This is a genomic window from Joostella sp. CR20 (genome assembly GCF_038433465.1).
GTDB lineage: Bacteria > Bacteroidota > Bacteroidia > Flavobacteriales > Flavobacteriaceae > Galbibacter.
Map to the genome: position 1 here is coordinate 169,283 of NZ_JAESVF010000002.1, position 21,112 is coordinate 190,394.

The window sequence follows — 21,112 nt, forward strand, 5'->3', positions numbered from 1 at the left end:
AACATCATCAAATCGAAAAATGAAACGGTTAGTATTAATTTTCACTTTACTTTTTAGCGTTATTTCTTACGCACAAATCAGAACTTACTCCAACGGAGATACGGAAGCGCAAAAAAACTTCTCTGTTAAAGACACATTAAAATTACAAGGAATTACTCGTAATGCTTCGGCAGATAGTTTACTTGTTGTTAATGGTAGTGGAGGGGTTAAACAGTATATTTTAACAAGCGATATAAATTCTTCTGGTGGTAGTGTTTCTTGGGGTTCAATCCTTGGGGATATAAACACGCAAACCGACTTAATGGATGAGTTTGATAATTATGTAGCGTTAACAGGAAATCAAGATATTTCGGGAATTAAAGATTTTGCGTATTTACAAGCAGATAGGCTAAGGCTAAACCCTTACGACTTAACAAGTGTTGGCTATGGGAGTGGCGGAATGATAAATTACAATGATGAAGATATATTTCGATTTGTAGGCAGCCAAGCAAACGCAGCTACTTTATTCGACCATTCATTAATTACAGCAGATAGAACGTTTATTTATCCAGATAAAAGCGGAACGATAGCGTTAATTAGCGATATATCAGGAAACTCGTATGTAGGGGGTAATAACATAACAATAGGAGCAGGAAATAGTATTAACCACGACAACGGAAATTGGATTGCAAAAACAAACTTATCGGGAGCAACTGTAATAAGCAACTTAAATGTAGACACATACGGGCATTTGTCGAATTGGAGTACAAGGAGTTTAACGGCTGCCAATATAGGCGCAGAGCCTTCATTTTCAAAAAATACAGCTTTTAATAAGAATTTCGGAACTACTTCGGGAACAGTTCTACAAGGAAATTGGAGACCTAGTTGGAGTGATGTAACTGGAAAACCGACTACATTTAATCCATCAGAACACACCCACAGTAATTTATCGTTACTCGCAGGTAATCATCTATCAGGCGGAGGAAATTTAACGGAAAATAGAACATTGAGTTTAATGTTAACAACGGATAATTGGATAGTTGATTCTGAAGGAAATAATAGAATGTATTTTGCTCAAGAAAATAATGAAGTGAATGGTGTGATTTTTGAGTTATCAAATGATACTCAGTTTCAATTTAGAAATAAAAATAATATAACTGTTGCTGGAATAAATTACATGGGGGATGTTCTCTTCAGGAAGGGGACTTTTAATAGTGGTTTTGAAGGGATTTCTCTAATAGGTTCGGGTACGGGGATATCCAATGTTTCATACACTTCATTTTATGAATCCAATGGCACAACCAGACAAGGCTATGTTGGCTTTCCGAGTTCATCTAATAGCAATTTAACAATTAGAAATGATGTGTCAAATTCAGGGTTATCCATTTTAGAAGATGGAGGAATTAACAGCCTAGTTTTTAATCAAGCATCTTTGAATAGAATCATTTATCATTCAGGAAACATTTCACCTGTACCTACATCAAGAAATATTTATGCTGGAAGTCATTTATCGGGTGGGGGAGATTTATCTACTGACAGATCTTTTCATCTACGGCCAACAGTAAATAATTGGATAGTTGATTCTGAAGGAAATAATAGAATGTATTTTGCAGACGAGAACAATGTAGCAAATGGCTTAATCTTTCAACTTTCAAATAATCAGCAATTTCAGTTTAGAAATTCATTATCATCGACAATAGCTTATATCGATCACCAAGGGGCTATGACAGCTACTTCATTCTCTGGTAGTGGCGCAAGTCTTACAGGGGTTCTAAAAACAAGCGGAAACCAAACGTTAAGCGGAACATTAACAGCGAGTAATTTCATTATATCAAGCGACAGAAGATTGAAGGAAAATATACAGCCGTTAGGTAATGGCTATTACACTTACAACCTAAAATCAGACCCAAATAAAACAAGGCGTTACGGACTTATTGCGCAACAGTTGGAGCGTAGTAACCCAGAACTTGTAAGAACGGATGAGAACGGATATAAAAGTGTTGCTTATATAGACTTTTTGATAAAAAAAATAGCAGAATTAGAAAAAAGAATTGAAGTTTTAGAGAAATGAGAAAATACTTATTAATATTATTCAGCTTGCCGATTTTAGCGCAAGTACCAGATACGAATACGTTTAGTTTGGTTGATGTTTTAGAAGAGATAAACTCAAAAACTTGCGGTAGTTTAAATTCTTTATCAGGTGCTTTTAATTCGTCTGTAAGCGATGGCTTCAACCCTGTTTACGAGGGGAGTAAAGATAGGTTAAGTAATTTTAGAGGTTATAGTCATAAGGTGTTGTATAACACAAATAAAAACTTTACGTTAAACCGCATACCAAGAGGTGTCTTTGTAACTAAAGACGGAAATCACCTATATTTTATACAACCAATTTCGGGAAATGTAGAACATCATCAGTTAACAACCCCTTATGATATTTCTACAGCTACTAACGGCACAACATTAAGTATTGGTTCTACATTCATAGAAGCAAATAGCGTTTATGTTACAAATGGTGGTGGAACTATGTATGTTGTATTAGACGGAGGAGCTATAAATCAATATTCTTTAAGTACAGCTTATGATATAACAACAGCAACTTATATCAGAAACTATACTTTTCCTTATAGTTTCGCAGATGTAGATAGGATTGCTTTAAATAGTAGCGGTTTAAAAGGGGTTTTAACATATGTGTCTGGCAGCTCAAAGGTTGTACAAGAAATAACGCTATCAAGCTCATTTGATATATCTACCATAAACATTGGTGGTTCTTTTAGTGTTACACAGGAGAACGATTTCTCATTCAGCCCAAGAGATGACGGGAAGGGGTACTACCTTGCTTATGTACATCCTTTGCTACCAAATAATGTAGAGGTTTTAGCAGAATTTAAAACACCCCCTTGGGATGGTATATTAGGCACCCAAATTACAGAAACACCATACTGTTTAAATAACGTAAGTGAAATTTATTCAGCTTTTCCTAGTTATGACGGGAAATATCTATATGTATCCATAAAAGACACATCTAATAATTTTAAAATAGTAACACTTGAATTAGGAGAGTATTACGAACTCTAATTTAATAACCATGACAAATAAAGATAAAATAGAAATAGCAGTAAGATACACAGCGTATGCGGTTGTAGTTGTGTTTTCGATATTTCGAGTAATAATTCCGTGGATAAAAAACGAGCCGTTATACATTGACGTAAACGATGGTTATGTAGTAGGGGGATGCTTGGCGTTAGCGTTGACGATGGAAGCGGTTAAGGCTTATATTAAGAAGAAATCAAGTGTTTAAAATGGCTAAAATAGAACCCCTAGAATTGAAAATACTAATCACTTCAATATTTGGCGCAATAATGACTCCTACGGACGCTTTTGTAAAATTTATGATACCGATTGCTTCGGGTATTGCGTGGGTGTTTCTAAAGCCTTATGTAATTAAGTTAAGAGATTGGTTAAAGTCTTTGAGAAAATGAGAAACATTGAATACATAGTATTACACTGTACAGCTACTTCACAGAATGCAAAAGTAGAATCTATTCAGCGATATTGGAAACAAACTTTAAAATGGAGGAATCCAGGTTATCATTATATAATCGATAAAGATGGACTTATTTATAATTTACTGCCTATTGATGCTATTGCTAATGGCGTTAAAGGACATAATTATAATAGTATTCACATTAGTTATATTGGTGGAATTGATAAGCAAGGCAAAGCGTATGATAACAGAACGCCGAAGCAAGTAATATCACAACTTGAACTTATAGACGAATTAAAAGAACAATTTCCAGATGCTAAAATTGTAGGGCATAGAGATTTTAAAGGCGTAGCAAAAGACTGTCCATCATTCGAGGTGCAGGAATGGTTAAAACACGTAGGATATAAAGAAGAAATTCACTTATAAGTGAAAAAATATCGAAATAGAATCAAACATTTGACTTTATATGAGCAGTTACAGCGGAAATAATAACGAACAGAATTACTTTGTGTTACTAATTATAGTGTTAGCTTCACTGTTAGTTTTGTGTTCCTGTAAGTCAAAGAAAGTCGATAAATCGTATAACAAACAAATCGATAAAAGCGAGTTTAAAGCCGAAATCGAGTACGGACAGAACTTGCAAGAGTTAAAAACTTCCAATACCTACGAGTTTGTCTACGAGCCTATCGACCACGAAAAGCCGAGTGTAATTGGAAACGATACAACTTATAATGTAAAAGTAACTAAGCGGAAAATCCGCCAAGTTGAGCAAACCAACAATATAGACACAACCAAAATAAAAATAGACGAAAAAAAAGACGTTAAAATAGTCGAAAAAGAGCGACAAGTAGAAAAGAAACCGACCACGATAGGAACGTTTAAGGTACTTCTTGGAATAGCTTTATTTTTGATTTCAGCGTACTTAATTTACTATTTATACACTAACCGCACCAACATACTAAATAAATTAAAAAACTGGCTTAAAACACGATAATTGATTTTATCGTTTTAAAACCCGATAGTATGGCAAAAAAAAGAGTGCAATTATCAGACGATGAAGCGCAAGAACTCGGATTTAATGTAAAACAAACCTACTCCAACGGAAAGACACCACAGTATAGCTTAACAGATGAAGAAGTTGATAAACTGAATAACTTTAGAAACGGAGTAAAAGTAAAAACGTCAACCAAAGCAAACGACTACAACCAAAAGAAACTATTCATTTTATCGGCTTGGTCAAACGATGGTAGAATGATGGATATAGACGAATATTGCGAGCATTACAAACTACCAAGGCAAAGTATTTCTTCTTACAAATTAGTTTCGCATACAGGAACGCCATTCTACAACATAGTTTTCAAAGAACAATACGACGATGATTTTGACTTTGAACGCATTAAAAACGTTTTAAATCGAGAACTAAACAAAGAATACAAATACACTCAAAAACACTATTCAAACCCGAAAGAATGCGCTTTAAAATGGGCGGATTTACATTTCGGAGCGCACGTATATAACTTAGTACACACTCCAGACTACAACAGCGACATACTACTCGATAGTTTATTAAGGTCAGTCGATGAAGTAAATTATTTAAAATTCAAGAAAACACACGTACACATACACGGAGATTTAATCGAAAGTTTTAGCGGTTTAAATCACATTAATTCTTGGTTAAGCCTAAATAAAGATGAAACAGGAGCGAACGCTATTAAATTATGCGTACAGTTATTGCATAAAGCTTTGTCTAAAATCGATAATTTAGGAAAGATTAAAATAGTAGCAGGAAACCACGACCGTATAAGTAAAGCAAATGACGAGGACGTAAAAGGTGGCGCAGCGGATTTAATTGCGTGGGGTTTAGAATTGTTAGGCTACGATGTTGAATTTCATCCTTTCGTTATAATTCATAAAATCGAGAATATAAATCACATTATCCTGCACGGGGATAAAGCAGTAAGTAAACGACCGACAAAAGACATTCTATGGAACTACGGAGAAAAAGGATATTTTAACTTAATTTGCGAAGCGCATTTACATTCTTTAATGGAAAGTTTATCTATTAGTCAAAAAAACAATTACAAGGTAATTAAAGACGATTCGATAGACCACAGAAGAATAGTTTTAGCGCCATTCTTTACAGGAAATTATTATAGCGAAACATTAGACTATTTTACGAATGCTGGATTTTCTATTATTTGGGAAAATTGGAGAGGTAAACCGCAAGTGTTAAATGCTTCTGTTTAGAACATTTTTCCCTTTTTTACTACTTTTTTAGTTTTGTGCAAATCCTGTGCAAATTTTATCTAAAACCTTTCGCAAGCCTTATAAACACTAATGGAAGTGTTCGCCCCCCAGACGTGCACTTTAACCGGACTAAGCTACATCCCGTGCGGGGTTGGAGTATTTTAGCACTCTTTGAAAAGCATATTTTACTGCTGATTTTTACCTTATTTTGACATGTTTTTATTCATTTTTTGTGCAAATTTTTTCATCGCAAAAAAAAGAAATGTAGTTTACATTCACAATAAGAATGTCTATAAAAAAAATAAACATTTTAATAAGCTTCGCTGTTTTAGAGAATATATTATCTTTACATTATAAGAAAAAGATTATATGTTTTTTAGGTTTTTTATAGGTGTTGTTTTTCTTTTATCTGTTTTTCAGTCTTTTGGGCAAAAAGTAACAGGATTTAAAACATACAAAAATTTTTCTCTACGTGGAGACTCTAGAGTTATTGGGAATAATGTAGTGAGTATTCACTCAAAAGATCCATATAACGATGTGGGACACTTTGCAAAAAAGAACGATCGTTTGCCGATGGTTTATATTGATATTGATAACGATCCAAATACTTTCAGTTCAAGTTCTGCAACATTAGCTATTCCAGAAAGTGCATCTTCAATTGCGTATGCAGGATTGTATTGGGCTGCAACATACGAACATGAAGAAGCCGAAATGAAGCGAGGCAAAACCGAATACGAGTATGTTCCTGTAAAACCAAGAGTAGATAATTATAATAATGTATTGCTTAAAACTCCGCAACAATCTTACCAAAGTATTAGCGGTACAATTCTAGAAGATTATAAAGACAGTATAGGCAGACCTTATTTATGTTATGCTGATGTAACAAAAACATTGCAAAGTATTCCAAATGCTTCTGGAGTTTATACTGTGGCCAATGTACATGCCACACAAGGCCATATTTTAGGAGGAAGTTCTGGAGGATGGATGTTGTATGTAATTTATAATGACGATACTACTTCGAATAAAAAATTTGTATTGCAAAACGGATTCCAATCTGTTGAAAAGAATGAATACGAATTAACAATTGCAGCGCAAGATAGTGCAAGTACTAATATTACACTTGGAGTTTTAGAAGGCGATGAACGTTTAAAAACCGATAAAGTTTCTTTAGTTTATTCGGAAGATGAAAAGCCTCAAATGCTATTTTCTCCAGTTCGTGCAGAAGAAAATTTCTTTAATAGTTCGATTACCCTAAATGATGAGGTCTTTTTAAAACGCACACCAAATAGTATAAATACACTTGGGTTTGATATAGCTTCTTTTAATCTTCCGTTAGATAAAAGTAAAATTTCAGAAGAAGTCAAATTAAACTTAACTACGGTAAGAGATAAATTTTTGCTTTTCTTTTCGGCATTACAAACCAATGTTATAGAAGCATCAGTTCCTGTTGTTACTCCTACAAAAGTTGAAGCTGAAGAAGTAGTTGTAAGAGTGGTTGAGGATAAACAAATTGAAAACGCTTCAGCAATTAAAGTAAGACAAACATTAAAGATTTCTTCTCAAAAACCAGGTTACTATTTAATCACAAATGTTTTTTCAGATAAAACACTTGCCGAAAAATGGAAAACACATTTACGTAGCGAAGGTTTTTCCCCAGAATCTTTTATCAGTCCGAAGAACAATTGGGAGTATGTTTATGTAAATTATAGTGAGCAAATTCAGGACTTGTATGTCGACTATAATCGTTTTAAGTCAGACGATACTTATAGTGAAATTTGGATTTTAGAGATTAAAGATTAATTTTCTTGAACATTTCTTCTCTGTTATTAAAATTTTAAGTATATTCGTACAAGCATGTAGGTTGTTTGTAAGTAATTGTATTCTAGTCTAATATGCTTATTTTACTCCCCCCGAAAGAATTTTGATTAGATCTTTGATGATTTTTTGTAGTCTTTTTATTACATAAAATCAGTGTAGGTTAATTTTTTTTTAACTTTTAATTAGTACATACTTTTGCCTTTTACTTTAGTGCGAAACCCACTTCCCAAAAAGGCACTTTAAGTATATAAACCTCCCCTAATTCCTTATTGATTTAATAAGGAGTTTCATAGTGTAATATATTGGCTATTTGCCAAGGATATAAAGATAGTTTTTAATAAAGATCATTAATTTAATTAAAATGTGGATATGGTAAAAAGAATACTTTTAATTGCCATTGTATTTTTTGCATTTGCATATAATGCAGAAGCTCAAGTAGGGATAGGGACATTATCTCCTAATAATGCTGCACAATTAGATGTTGTGGCAAACGATAAGGGGATGCTTATTCCTAGAATTGCATTACTTGGTACAGATGATGCACAAACAATTACCGCCGGAAATGTAAACGGATTGTTGGTGTATAATATTTCGAACAATGCTAATATTACTCCAGGGTTTTATTATTGGCAAACTGATTCATGGAAAAAAGTTATTTCTTCAAGTGATTTAGATGATGTAGGAGGCGGAAATGTAATTTACAATCCTACCAACAACACATTTAATTACATTGATGACTCAGGAAATCAGCAAACAATTAATTTCGACGAGATAGTAAAGGCTAACGAAACCGAAACAACTTTGGTTGATAATGGTGATGGGTCGTATACGTATACGAATGAAAAGAATGTACCTACAACTATAAAGGTAACACAAACTGGTTCTGGAGATCCAAATGATAACGGAACTGGCGGTGCTCCAGGGAATATTTACGTAGACGAATCTACTGGAGATGTTTACACCTATAATAGTACAACAAACACTTGGGAGCAAGCCAATCCAGATGAAACGGTTACAACTTTTACAGATAATCAAGACGGTACTTATACTTATGTTTCTGAAGATGGAACTTCAACTGATATTTCTGTAACGCAAACAGGAACGGGTGCTCCAACAGGAAATGGTAATGCAGGTGATATTTATGTAGATGAGTCTACAGGAGATGTTTATACCTATAATAGCACAACCAATACTTGGGAAAAAGCTAACGCAGAAACAGTTTCTACTTTAGATGAAAATACAGACGGTACTTATACGTATACTGATGAAGATGGAAAAGAAACAAATTTAAAAGTTACGCAGAGTGGTTCTGGAAATCCAAATGATAACGGAACTGGTGGTGCTCCAGGAAATATTTACGTAGACGAGTCTACAGGAGATGTTTATACCTATAATAGTACAACAAACACTTGGGAGCAAGCCAATCCAGATGAAACGGTTACAACTTTTACAGATAATCAAGACGGAACATATACTTATATTTCTGAAGACGGAACTCCAACAGATATTTCTGTAACGCAAACAGGAACAGGTGCTCCAACAGGAAATGGTAATGCAGGTGATATTTATGTAGATGAGTCTACAGGAGATGTTTATACCTATAATAGTACTACCAATACATGGGAGCAAGCTAATCCAGATGAAACTGTTACAACACTTGTAAATAACGGTAGTGGAAATTACACTTATACTTCTGAAGATGGAACTGCTGAAACTATTGATGTTATTGCTGATGTTACAACTAATGCAACTACAATTTTCGGTAACACTGAAGTTATTAACGAAATTAGCAATATAGTAGATGCAGAAGAAACAGTAACTTCTTTAAGTTTGGTTGCTGAAGCTACAGGTGGAAAATTAGTTTATACAGATGAAGATAATGCAGATAATGAAATTTTATTATCAAGTCTTCTTTCAACAGAAACTCCAAATGGAATTACATTAGGAACAGACGGATTGTTACACGTACCGCCACCAGCGGGAGAAACAACTACTTTCTTTGTTCAAGATCTTGGAACAGGTGTTATTACTTATACAGATGAAGACAGTGCTGATTTTACAGCGAGTGTAACAAGTACAGATACAGGTAACTTATTGACCAGCGGAGCCGATGGAGGTTCATTTATTGATGAAACAGCCGTACAATCAGCAGAAACAAATACAAGTATTTCAATTAGTAGTGGTGTGTTACTTTATGAAAATGAAGATTATCTTTTGAACCCTAATCCAAATGTAAACTTAATTTCTGCAGATGCTGATAACTCGATTGTTCCAGGATTAGACGGAGGTTTATTTGTAAATGTAGTTGAAGAGGTAACGAATAATGCGACTACAATTTTTGAGAATACGGATGTAGTTAATGAGATAAATACGATTGTAGATGACGCTGAGACCAATACAACTTTGGAGCAGAATTTAACTACAGGAACACTAACTTATACGAATGAAGATGCAGGGGCTACCCCAGTAGAAGTACAGGTAACGAGTGCAGATGCTGATAATATTTTGACAACGGGTGCAGATGGAGGATCAAAGTTGACAGCATCAGATGTACAGGCCTCTGAGACCAATACATCATTGAGTTTAGCATCGGGTTCATTAACTTATGTAAATGAGGATAGTACCAATCCTAATCCTGTTGTAAATTTAATATCTGCAGATGCTGATAACTCTATTACGGCTAGTACCAATGACGAAGGTTTATTTGTGAATGTAGTAGAAGAGGTAACGAATAATGCGACTACAATTTTTGAGAATACGGATGTAGTTAATGAGATAAATACGATTGTAGATGACGCTGAGACCAATACAACTTTGGAGCAGAATTTAACTACAGGAACACTAACTTATACGAATGAAGATGCAGGGGCTACCCCAGTAGAAGTACAGGTAACGAGTGCAGATGCTGATAATATTTTGACAACGGGTGCAGATGGAGGATCAAAGTTGACAGCATCAGATGTACAGGCCTCTGAGACCAATACATCATTGAGTTTAGCATCGGGTTCATTAACTTATGTAAATGAGGATAGTACCAATCCTAATCCTGTTGTAAATTTAATATCTGCAGATGCTGATAACTCTATTACGGCTAGTACCAATGACGAAGGTTTATTTGTGAATGTAGTAGAAGAGGTAACGAATAATGCGACTACAATTTTTGAGAATACGGATGTAGTTAATGAGATAAATACGATTGTAGATGACGCTGAGACCAATACAACTTTGGAGCAGAATTTAACTACAGGAACACTAACTTATACGAATGAAGATGCAGGGGCTACCCCAGTAGAAGTACAGGTAACGAGTGCAGATGCTGATAATATTTTGACAACGGGTGCAGATGGAGGATCAAAGTTGACAGCATCAGATGTACAGGCCTCTGAGACCAATACATCATTGAGTTTAGCATCGGGTTCATTAACTTATGTAAATGAGGATAGTACCAATCCTAATCCTGTTGTAAATTTAATATCTGCAGATGCTGATAACTCTATTACGGCTAGTACCAATGACGAAGGTTTATTTGTGAATGTAGTAGAAGAGGTAACGAATAATGCGACTACAATTTTTGAGAATACGGATGTAGTTAATGAGATAAATACGATTGTAGATGACGCTGAGACCAATACAACTTTGGAGCAGAATTTAACTACAGGAACACTAACTTATACGAATGAAGATGCAGGGGCTACCCCAGTAGAAGTACAGGTAACGAGTGCAGATGCTGATAATATTTTGACAACGGGTGCAGATGGAGGATCAAAGTTGACAGCATCAGATGTACAGGCCTCTGAGACCAATACATCATTGAGTTTAGCATCGGGTTCATTAACTTATGTAAATGAGGATAGTACCAATCCTAATCCTGTTGTAAATTTAATATCTGCAGATGCTGATAACTCTATTACGGCTAGTACCAATGACGAAGGTTTATTTGTGAATGTAGTAGAAGAGGTAACGAATAATGCGACTACAATTTTTGAGAATACGGATGTAGTTAATGAGATAAATACGATTGTAGATGACGCTGAGACCAATACAACTTTGGAGCAGAATTTAACTACAGGAACACTAACTTATACGAATGAAGATGCAGGGGCTACCCCAGTAGAAGTACAGGTAACGAGTGCAGATGCTGATAATATTTTGACAACGGGTGCAGATGGAGGATCAAAGTTGACAGCATCAGATGTACAGGCCTCTGAGACCAATACATCATTGAGTTTAGCATCGGGTTCATTAACTTATGTAAATGAGGATAGTACCAATCCTAATCCTGTTGTAAATTTAATATCTGCAGATGCTGATAACTCTATTACGGCTAGTACCAATGACGAAGGTTTATTTGTGAATGTAGTAGAAGAGGTAACGAATAATGCGACTACAATTTTTGAGAATACGGATGTAGTTAATGAGATAAATACGATTGTAGATGACGCTGAGACCAATACAACTTTGGAGCAGAATTTAACTACAGGAACACTAACTTATACGAATGAAGATGCAGGGGCTACCCCAGTAGAAGTACAGGTAACGAGTGCAGATGCTGATAATATTTTGACAACGGGTGCAGATGGAGGATCAAAGTTGACAGCATCAGATGTACAGGCCTCTGAGACCAATACATCATTGAGTTTAGCATCGGGTTCATTAACTTATGTAAATGAGGATAGTACCAATCCTAATCCTGTTGTAAATTTAATATCTGCAGATGCTGATAACTCTATTACGGCTAGTACCAATGACGAAGGTTTATTTGTGAATGTAGTAGAAGAGGTAACGAATAATGCGACTACAATTTTTGAGAATACGGATGTAGTTAATGAGATAAATACGATTGTAGATGACGCTGAGACCAATACAACTTTGGAGCAGAATTTAACTACAGGAACACTAACTTATACGAATGAAGATGCAGGGGCTACCCCAGTAGAAGTACAGGTAACGAGTGCAGATGCTGATAATATTTTGACAACGGGTGCAGATGGAGGATCAAAGTTGACAGCATCAGATGTACAGGCCTCTGAGACCAATACATCATTGAGTTTAGCATCGGGTTCATTAACTTATGTAAATGAGGATAGTACCAATCCTAATCCTGTTGTAAATTTAATATCTGCAGATGCTGATAACTCTATTACGGCTAGTACCAATGACGAAGGTTTATTTGTGAATGTAGTAGAAGAGGTAACGAATAATGCGACTACAATTTTTGAGAATACGGATGTAGTTAATGAGATAAATACGATTGTAGATGACGCTGAGACCAATACAACTTTGGAGCAGAATTTAACTACAGGAACACTAACTTATACGAATGAAGATGCAGGGGCTACCCCAGTAGAAGTACAGGTAACGAGTGCAGATGCTGATAATATTTTGACAACGGGTGCAGATGGAGGATCAAAGTTGACAGCATCAGATGTACAGGCCTCTGAGACCAATACATCATTGAGTTTAGCATCGGGTTCATTAACTTATGTAAATGAGGATAGTACCAATCCTAATCCTGTTGTAAATTTAATATCTGCAGATGCTGATAACTCTATTACGGCTAGTACCAATGACGAAGGTTTATTTGTGAATGTAGTAGAAGAGGTAACGAATAATGCGACTACAATTTTTGAGAATACGGATGTAGTTAATGAGATAAATACGATTGTAGATGACGCTGAGACCAATACAACTTTGGAGCAGAATTTAACTACAGGAACACTAACTTATACGAATGAAGATGCAGGGGCTACCCCAGTAGAAGTACAGGTAACGAGTGCAGATGCTGATAATATTTTGACAACGGGTGCAGATGGAGGGTCAAAGTTGACAGCATCAGATGTACAGGCCTCTGAGACAACAACTTTACTTGTTCAAGATACAGATACTGGTATAATTAGTTATTTAAATGAGAACTCAATAACTCAACCTGCATCAGTAACAAGTGCAGATGCAGATAACATCTTGACAACAGGAACAGATGGAGGATCATTTTTAGATTCAATTGCTGTTCAATCAGCACAAACATTAACATCATTAAAGGATGTCGTAACACAAGAAACAGATTCTTTAGGTCAAGTTTTTGATAAGCATACTTTAACATATACTGATGAAAATGGAGACGAAAATCCATTAGATATCACTGCGTTGATTAAAGCCTCAGAAACTTTAACGTCTTTATCATACGAAGGAACAACACAAGCTTTAATTTATTCGGATGAAAATGGAGATCAAACTGAATTTAAATTAGTTGATTTAATTGGGGAGGCTCAAACTTTAACAACATTAGATGTTAATGTAGACGATAAGACATTAGATTACACCGATGAAGATGGAGTTTTAAACGCATTAGATTTATCTCCTATTTTGCAAGAGCCTTGGTACAGTGTTGATACTAATAAAGGAGCTACACTTAATACAGAAAATATTTATACCCAAGGATGGGTAGGAATTGGGTTTGATGAACCAAATGATGCTTCTGTAGCACCCAATGAAAAACTGAGAGTAAATGGCGCTATTACAACTGTAAATAGTTATTATGCAGATTATGTTTTTGAAGACTATTTTAATGGGTTTTCAACTATAAAAGATGATTATAAATTTAAATCTTTAAATGAAGTTGAAGCGTTTATTAGTGCAAATAAACATTTGCCTGGAATTACACCAATAAACGAAATTTTAAAAACAGAGAAAGGATATTCTTTTAATATGTCAGAACTCTCTATTCAACTACTTGAAAAAACAGAAGAATTATATCTTCATGTTATAGAACTTAACAAAGAAATTGAAAGTAAAGATGCTAAGATTGACGAATTAGAAGCATATACAAAAAATTTAAATGAAAGGTTGGAAAAACTAGAAGAACTACTTAAAGGAAGTAATTAATCTTTCAATAAGATATCTTGAGTAAATATAAAATACTACAAAATTAATTTTTATGACTACAACAAATACTTCTCTTATGAAATTTCTAATAACATCGTTTTTGTGTCTGTTTTTGCTGACTCCAATTTTTGGACAAGTAAATATGACAAAAGTTAAAGATGCAACGGTTTCAGGTTCTTCAAAAACTCCTGTTCCAGGGGCAGTAATGGAACTCGAAAGTATCAATAAAGGATTTTTAACTCCTAGAATGACAAAGGGACAGCGAGATGCAATTCCAGTTGCAAATAGAGTTGATGGACTTTTAATTTATAATACTACAACTGGATGTTTTGACTATTGGAGCGTTTCTCAAAATGACTGGCTTAGTATATGTGGTTCTCCACCACCAGCAGTTTTTGATATAGCAGATTGTAGTAGTGTAGTAGCGAACGGTACATATACACAAGGTGAGATTTTAGATGCTTCAAATTATCTTACTGTACCAGTGACTGTAACACAACCAGGAACCTATGTTTTTTCAGCTACTACAACGAATGGTTACTATTTTAATACAGAAGGAACTTTTCCAAGTGCTGGAAATTATACATTAAATGTGCCTGGTACAGGTACACCAAATAACGGTACCGATGACCCTGGAGATCCAGTGACAATTTCCTTAAATGGAGAGGACAACGCTTGTTCTCCAACTATTCCAATTGTGCCTGCAGATGTATTGTTTTCAATTGCATGTAATGCACCTGCTCCAGTTGTTGGAGGAGATTATTTTGTAGGTATACCATTAACAAGTACTAATACTTTAACTTTACAAGTAGATGTAACCAATGTTGGTTTTTGGAGTTTAAATTCAACTACAGTAAATGGATATTCATTCAGTGGGTCAGGTACATTTACAGCTACAGGAATTCAAAATATAGTGTTGCAAGGAACTGGGACACCAGTAGCATCAGGTATAGATTCATTTGATTTAGTTTCCAATTCTTCAGACGATGCAGGTTGTACAGGTATAAACGTAACGGTAGATCCAGTTGGTTATGCCATAAATTGTTCTACAGCAACTGTTGAAGGTACCTATATGGAAGATGTAGCAACAACTTCTTCAAATACTATTTCATTACCAATAGATGTAACAGCTACTGGAGATACTGAAATTACTACAAATACTGTTGATGGATTATCATTCACTTCGGGTCCAATTACACTATCTTCTTTAGGTGCACAAACTATTACTTTAACAGCTTCTGGAACACCTACAACAGCAGGGACAAAAACTTTTACAATTACGGGTACCCCAGGTGGAGACGCTACTTGTACTGTTGATGTAGAAGTTACACCGCAGCCTGTGGCTTATAGTATGGCTTGTAACAGTATTGTTGAGGCAGGAGATTATGCTCCTGGAATTGCTATGACAGCTGCTAATACTTTAACGTTGAATGTTAATGTTACTTATGTAGGAGATTATACAATTTCTACCAATACTGTAAATGGAGTAAGTTTTTCAGGTACTGGAACTTTTTCTTCCACGGGGACACAAAGTGTAACTTTAACTGCAACAGGAACACCTGTTGATGGGGGAACTTTCGATTATACATTAACATCAAATAGTGCAAGTGGAACAACTTCATGTACTACAGATATTTTATATATATATAGACAAATGAATGTTTTAGGGTTAGGAGGAGGAATCTATCAACCTGCTTCTACAAATAGTTCATACTCTTCAAGAGGAATTTTAACTTCAAGTTCTAACTTTAGTACAACAGGTACTATACCTTCAGAAGGATTTACATTTAGAGATGGAGGTTATGATCAAGGTACAGCTTTAAAAAGTGAAATCAATAACAATGATATTGATATTATCGTAATTGGATATAACTACTTGCCAAATGCAGATTCGAGAACAATTTTGAATGACTTTGTACAAAACAAAAAAGGTGTACTTATCCATTCACAAGAAAATGACCCAGCAGGTCACGAGGCTTTAATAGCACTTATATGTGGAGGAAATACAGATGTTTCTGAAGCAAATTCAGATTTAATAATGGACATTGCAAACAATACATCTTCGCCTATATTGAATGGACCATTTGGAAATGTAGCAGGGCTTTTAGCTGGTGGAGATTTAGATAATTCAAGTTATTTTACAAATTTACCTTCTACAGTTACTTCTTTAGCTTCCGATTCGGATGATGCTTCAAGGTCATGGATGTTTGTACATAATACGCTTGGATATATGGCTATAGGTGATTCTGGATGGACTGCAGGAAATTCATCACAGACTGACAATGATACTTGGCCCGCTAAAATGACATCTATCGGGGTGCCTGTACAAAAAACTGGTTATTGGGAAGGTGAAACAGTGCAGAACAGTATAATATATGCAAATGCAATTGCTTGGGCAATTAAATATGCGCAAGCAAATACAGATGTCGATTATGTATTACCATAGCATAGACATAAAATTTAAAGAAATATGTCAAGAAAATATAAAATAACAATGTTGGTTATAGTTGGTCAGCTGCTTTTATTAAATGTAAAAGCAGTTGCCCAAACCACCAATACAGGGCAATTTTATGTGTCGCCCAATACACAAGTTTCGGTGCTCGATAACTTTTCCAATCAAGATGCTGCCGAGTTGTACAACGATGGCGAAATACATTTTAATGCCGATTTTGCCAACAATGCAGTGTTCGATTTTTTAGAAGAAGGCGGACTTACAGCTTTTACAGGGAGTCAAACACAGTTGCTTTCTGGTACTAGCGAAAGTTATTTTTACAACACCCTTTTTGATAATGCACTCACCAATGATGCATTTAGTTTAGAAGGACTGATAAACATAACCAATTTGGCAACTTTTTCATCTGGAATTGTAAATCAAGACGATTTTGGAGGGGCAATAACTTTTGAAGAAAATGCAACTTCAGACGAAGCTTCTGACAATAGCTTTGTAGATGGATTTGTAAATAAAGTTGGGAGTGATTTTGTTGGGTTCGAAATGCCTATTGGAGATGGGATTTATTATCGACATTTAGATTTGAGTTCATCTTTAACTACATCAACTGTGTATCGTTCTAAATATTATTTTGAAAACTCTAATGAGTTATATAGTCATAATAGTAAAGAGGAAACTATAGATTATATAGATACGCAAGAGTATTGGGAGGTACAAGGCGTTACCGATGCAACTTCTACTACGGCTACTTTATATAGAGATGCAGCAACTACAGCAAGTTCTATTCTAAACGAGGCTTCAGAGTTTTTACACCTTGTGCGTTGGGATGAAGATACCAATATGTGGGTTGATGAGGGAGGTGTAATTTCATCCGATGGTAATGGAATATCAGCAACAATTCGTAAAGACGGTATTATAGCATTAGCTGTTGTAGCTACAGTCGATCCTAATCCAACTCCTGAATGCGGCGATATTGTTATTCACAATGCGATCACCGCCAATAACGATGGAAGCAATGATTTCTTCAAAATTGAACGTGAAAATGAAGGCGAATGTAATTACACAGAACCAATTCATGTAAAAATATACAACCGTTGGGGAGTACTTGTATTCGAAAGCGATAATTACGGAACCGATGCTTCTGGAGATGTCTTTAGAGGATATTCTGAAGGAAGACTTACCATTAACAACAACCAATTATTACCTACAGGAACCTATTTCTACATTATGCAGTTTAACTATACGGGTAATGGAGAACAGAAAAATTATAATAAATCAGGGTATCTGTATTTAACATCAGATTAACCGATTTTTAAAAAATAAAGCATGAATAAGAAATTACATTTTTATGCACTTGTATTGCTAGTTGTTGTGATGTTTTGGGGGAGCAACAGCGCTTATGCACAGCAAGAGTCGCAATACACTCAATATATGTACAATACCGTAACCATAAATCCGGCATATGCAGGGAGTAGAGGGGTGTTGAGTTTTAATGGGTTGTATCGTTCGCAATGGGTTGGATTGGATGGAGCGCCAGAAACCATGGCATTTTCTGCCAATACGCCAATCGGTTTAGGAAAAGTAGGTTTAGGACTTTCCTTCGGAAATGATAAAATCGGTCCATCTACCGAAACTACGGTGGCAGCCGACTTTTCATACACCATTAAAACCAATAACGATTTGAAAATTTCTTTTGGTTTAAAAGGAGGTTTTAATTCTTTAAATGTTGATGTGAATAAACTAAATCCAGATCAACCGCTAGATCCGAGTTTGTATAATATCGATAAAGTTTCGGCAGTTGTTGGAGTTGGATTTTACATCCACAATGAAAAATGGTATGTAGGATTGTCGTCACCAAACGTTTTAGAGACAAAATATTACGACGATGTAGCGGTTTCTACCGCTTCAGAAAAAGCACATATTTATTTAATTGGAGGGTATGTTTTCGATTTAAGTCGCTCGGTTAAATTTAAACCAGCAGTTTTAACAAAAGCAGTTGTTGGAGCACCTTTGGCAATCGATCTTTCAGCAAACTTTTTAATAAACGAAAAGTTTACTTTAGGGGCTGCATATAGGTTTGACGCCGCTGTGAGTGCTTTGGCAGGCTTCCAAGTTTCTGATAATTTAATGATAGGTTACGCCTATGATTATGATACAACAGACTTAGGGAATTATAACGCAGGATCGCATGAAATTATCTTGCGATTCGAGTTAGGAACTATAGTTCGTAGAGTAGTGAGTCCAAGATTTTTCTAATGTAAAACCAGAAATAAATGAATTCCAAATATAAAATAAACCTCCTCATAGCATGCCTCTGTGTTTTTATGGGCTTTTCTCAAAAGCAAAAAATAAAAAACGCAAATAAAGATTACGAGAAATTAGCATTTATCGATGCTAATGATATTTATTTGGATGTTGCTGAAAAAGGATACCGTTCGCCGGAATTGCTTAAAAGATTAGGAAACACCTTTTATTTTAATGCCAAATACAAAGAGGCAAATCAATGGTACAAAGAATTGGTTGAAGGTGAAAATATGACCTTTGAAGACGTTTACCTTTTGCGATATGCACAAACTTTAAGAGCAGTTGGAGAAAACGACAAAGCAAAAGTATTTTATGATAAATACTTAGAGAAGTCTGGAACAAAATCGGGAGATTTTAATTCTACCGAAGATTACCTAAATATTATCGATGAAAACTCTGGAAGATACCAAGTAGAACCTTTTGCTGAAAATACAAGCGGAATAGATTTTGGAGGTGGATTTTACAACGACAAACTTTACTTTGCTTCTACAAGAGATACGGGTTCGATAACCAAAAGAACAAGCGCTTGGGACGGACTTCCGTTTTTAGATTTATACGAGTATTCTGCTTCCGAAGGAAGTGTGAAAAAAGTTCCAGGGTCGATTAATACTCGATTTCATGAAAATTCGGCATGTATTACTCGCGATGGTTTAACCATGTATTTTACACGCACAAATACAACACCTCGATTTAAAGAAGATAAAGATGCGTTAAAAGAATTGAAAATTTACAGAGCGCATTTAGTTGATGGTAAATGGACAAATGTTGAAGACTTGTCGATTAACGGTGATAATTATTCTACTGCACATCCCGCGTTGAGTCCAGATGAAAAAACGTTATATTTTGCTTCAAACAGACCTGAAGCCATTGGCGCAACCGACATTTTTAAAGCATCGCTGAGTCCAACTGGAGAGTTAGGCGTTGTTGAAAACCTTGGCGAAACTGTAAATACAAGAGGAAGAGAATCTTTTCCTTTTATTACTGATAGAAATGAGCTGTATTTTTCATCAGATGGGCATTTTGGTTTAGGTGGTTACGATGTGTTTTACACGCATATTACAACCAACGGATTTACACCGCTTATCAATGTTGGAAAACCTGTAAATTCTGATGCTGATGATTTTGCTTTTACCATCAACACAATTTCTAAAAAAGGTTTTTTCAGCTCAAATAGAGAAGGCGGAAAGGGTTATGATGATATTTATACGTTTGTAGAAACCAAAGACATTCAAGAATTATTTTTGATAACAGCACAAGGCCATGTGTATGATAAAGAAACAAATGCGTTAATACCAAATGCAACTGTTGCGTTGTTGGATGCTGAATTAAATGTAGTACAGCAAGTAAATACAGATGCTTCAGGAGCCTATGAAATGCGAATGGATAAACGCCAAGCGAATGTTTTGAGAGCTTCAAAAACCAATTATGATGCCGAGGAAACTCTAGTAGATTCTTCCGTAGAAAACATAACCAACGATTTTTATTTACAGAAAAGTGGTTTTGATGTGTTAGATGGAGACGATTTGGCAAAAATGTTGGGAATCAATAATATTTATTTTGATTTTGACGATTCTAAAATTCGAAGTGATGCATCCGTAGAACTTGAGAAAATTGTAAGTGTTTTAAATAAATATCCGCAATTAAAAGTAGATGTAAGAGCACATACAGATAGTCGTGGAGACGATAATTACAACCTTTCACTTTCCGATAGAAGAGCCAAAGCAACGGTAAATTACATTTTGAGCAGAGGAATTTCTTCAAGTAGAATTACAGGAAGTGGCTACGGAGAATCGCAACCATTAAACAATTGTGGTAACGGTTCTAATTGTACCGAAGCGGAATATCAATTAAACAGACGAAGCGAGTTTATCGTAAGCAAAGCAGAATAGTTTGTCTGTGTATAATATAACAAAAGCCATTGCGGTAACGCAATGGCTTTTTTGTATTTG

12 protein-coding genes are annotated in these 21,112 nt (G+C 35.2%); all 12 read left to right on the plus strand.

Annotation, left to right across the window (positions count from 1 at the left end):
• Window positions 1-19: 19 nt before the first annotated feature.
• Window positions 20-2,050: a tail fiber domain-containing protein gene (locus JMA43_RS04975; protein WP_342155277.1), complete on the plus strand. Its 2,031-nt coding sequence runs from the start codon at window positions 20-22 to the stop codon at window positions 2,048-2,050.
• On the plus strand, window positions 2,047-3,054 hold the full coding sequence (locus tag JMA43_RS04980; RefSeq protein WP_342155278.1) for a hypothetical protein: 1,008 nt from the start codon (window positions 2,047-2,049) through the stop codon (window positions 3,052-3,054). The genes JMA43_RS04975 and JMA43_RS04980 overlap by 4 nt, the downstream gene beginning before the upstream one ends.
• Window positions 3,055-3,064: 10 nt before the next feature.
• Window positions 3,065-3,277 (plus strand): hypothetical protein, encoded by a 213-nt coding sequence (locus JMA43_RS04985; RefSeq protein WP_342155279.1) that lies wholly within the window; start codon window positions 3,065-3,067, stop codon window positions 3,275-3,277.
• A gap of 177 nt (window positions 3,278-3,454) precedes the next feature.
• A complete protein-coding gene (locus tag JMA43_RS04990; RefSeq protein WP_342155280.1) occupies window positions 3,455-3,889 on the plus strand; it encodes an N-acetylmuramoyl-L-alanine amidase in 435 nt (144 codons plus the stop codon).
• A 40-nt stretch (window positions 3,890-3,929) separates the two neighbouring features.
• Window positions 3,930-4,457 (plus strand): hypothetical protein, encoded by a 528-nt coding sequence (locus JMA43_RS04995; RefSeq protein ID WP_342155281.1) that lies wholly within the window; start codon window positions 3,930-3,932, stop codon window positions 4,455-4,457.
• Window positions 4,458-4,486: 29 nt separating this feature from the next.
• The gene (locus JMA43_RS05000) at window positions 4,487-5,710 is read left to right on the plus strand and encodes a hypothetical protein (RefSeq protein WP_342155282.1); all 1,224 of its coding nucleotides are present in this window, start codon (window positions 4,487-4,489) and stop codon (window positions 5,708-5,710) included.
• 369 nt (window positions 5,711-6,079) lie between these two features.
• Window positions 6,080-7,510 (plus strand): hypothetical protein, encoded by a 1,431-nt coding sequence (locus JMA43_RS05005; RefSeq protein ID WP_342155283.1) that lies wholly within the window; start codon window positions 6,080-6,082, stop codon window positions 7,508-7,510.
• Window positions 7,511-7,897: 387 nt separating this feature from the next.
• On the plus strand, window positions 7,898-14,410 hold the full coding sequence (locus JMA43_RS05010) for a beta strand repeat-containing protein (RefSeq protein ID WP_342155284.1): 6,513 nt from the start codon (window positions 7,898-7,900) through the stop codon (window positions 14,408-14,410).
• 76 nt (window positions 14,411-14,486) lie between these two features.
• Window positions 14,487-16,856 (plus strand): hypothetical protein, encoded by a 2,370-nt coding sequence (locus JMA43_RS05015; protein ID WP_342155285.1) that lies wholly within the window; start codon window positions 14,487-14,489, stop codon window positions 16,854-16,856.
• Between the two features lie 24 nt (window positions 16,857-16,880).
• Entirely contained in the window at window positions 16,881-18,164 is a 1,284-nt protein-coding gene (locus tag JMA43_RS05020) for a gliding motility-associated C-terminal domain-containing protein (protein ID WP_342155286.1), read from the plus strand.
• A gap of 21 nt (window positions 18,165-18,185) precedes the next feature.
• On the plus strand, window positions 18,186-19,115 hold the full coding sequence (locus JMA43_RS05025) for a PorP/SprF family type IX secretion system membrane protein (protein WP_342155287.1): 930 nt from the start codon (window positions 18,186-18,188) through the stop codon (window positions 19,113-19,115).
• Between the two features lie 17 nt (window positions 19,116-19,132).
• Window positions 19,133-21,052: an OmpA family protein gene (locus tag JMA43_RS05030; protein WP_342155288.1), complete on the plus strand. Its 1,920-nt coding sequence runs from the start codon at window positions 19,133-19,135 to the stop codon at window positions 21,050-21,052.
• The last annotated feature ends 60 nt before the right edge of the window (window positions 21,053-21,112 follow it).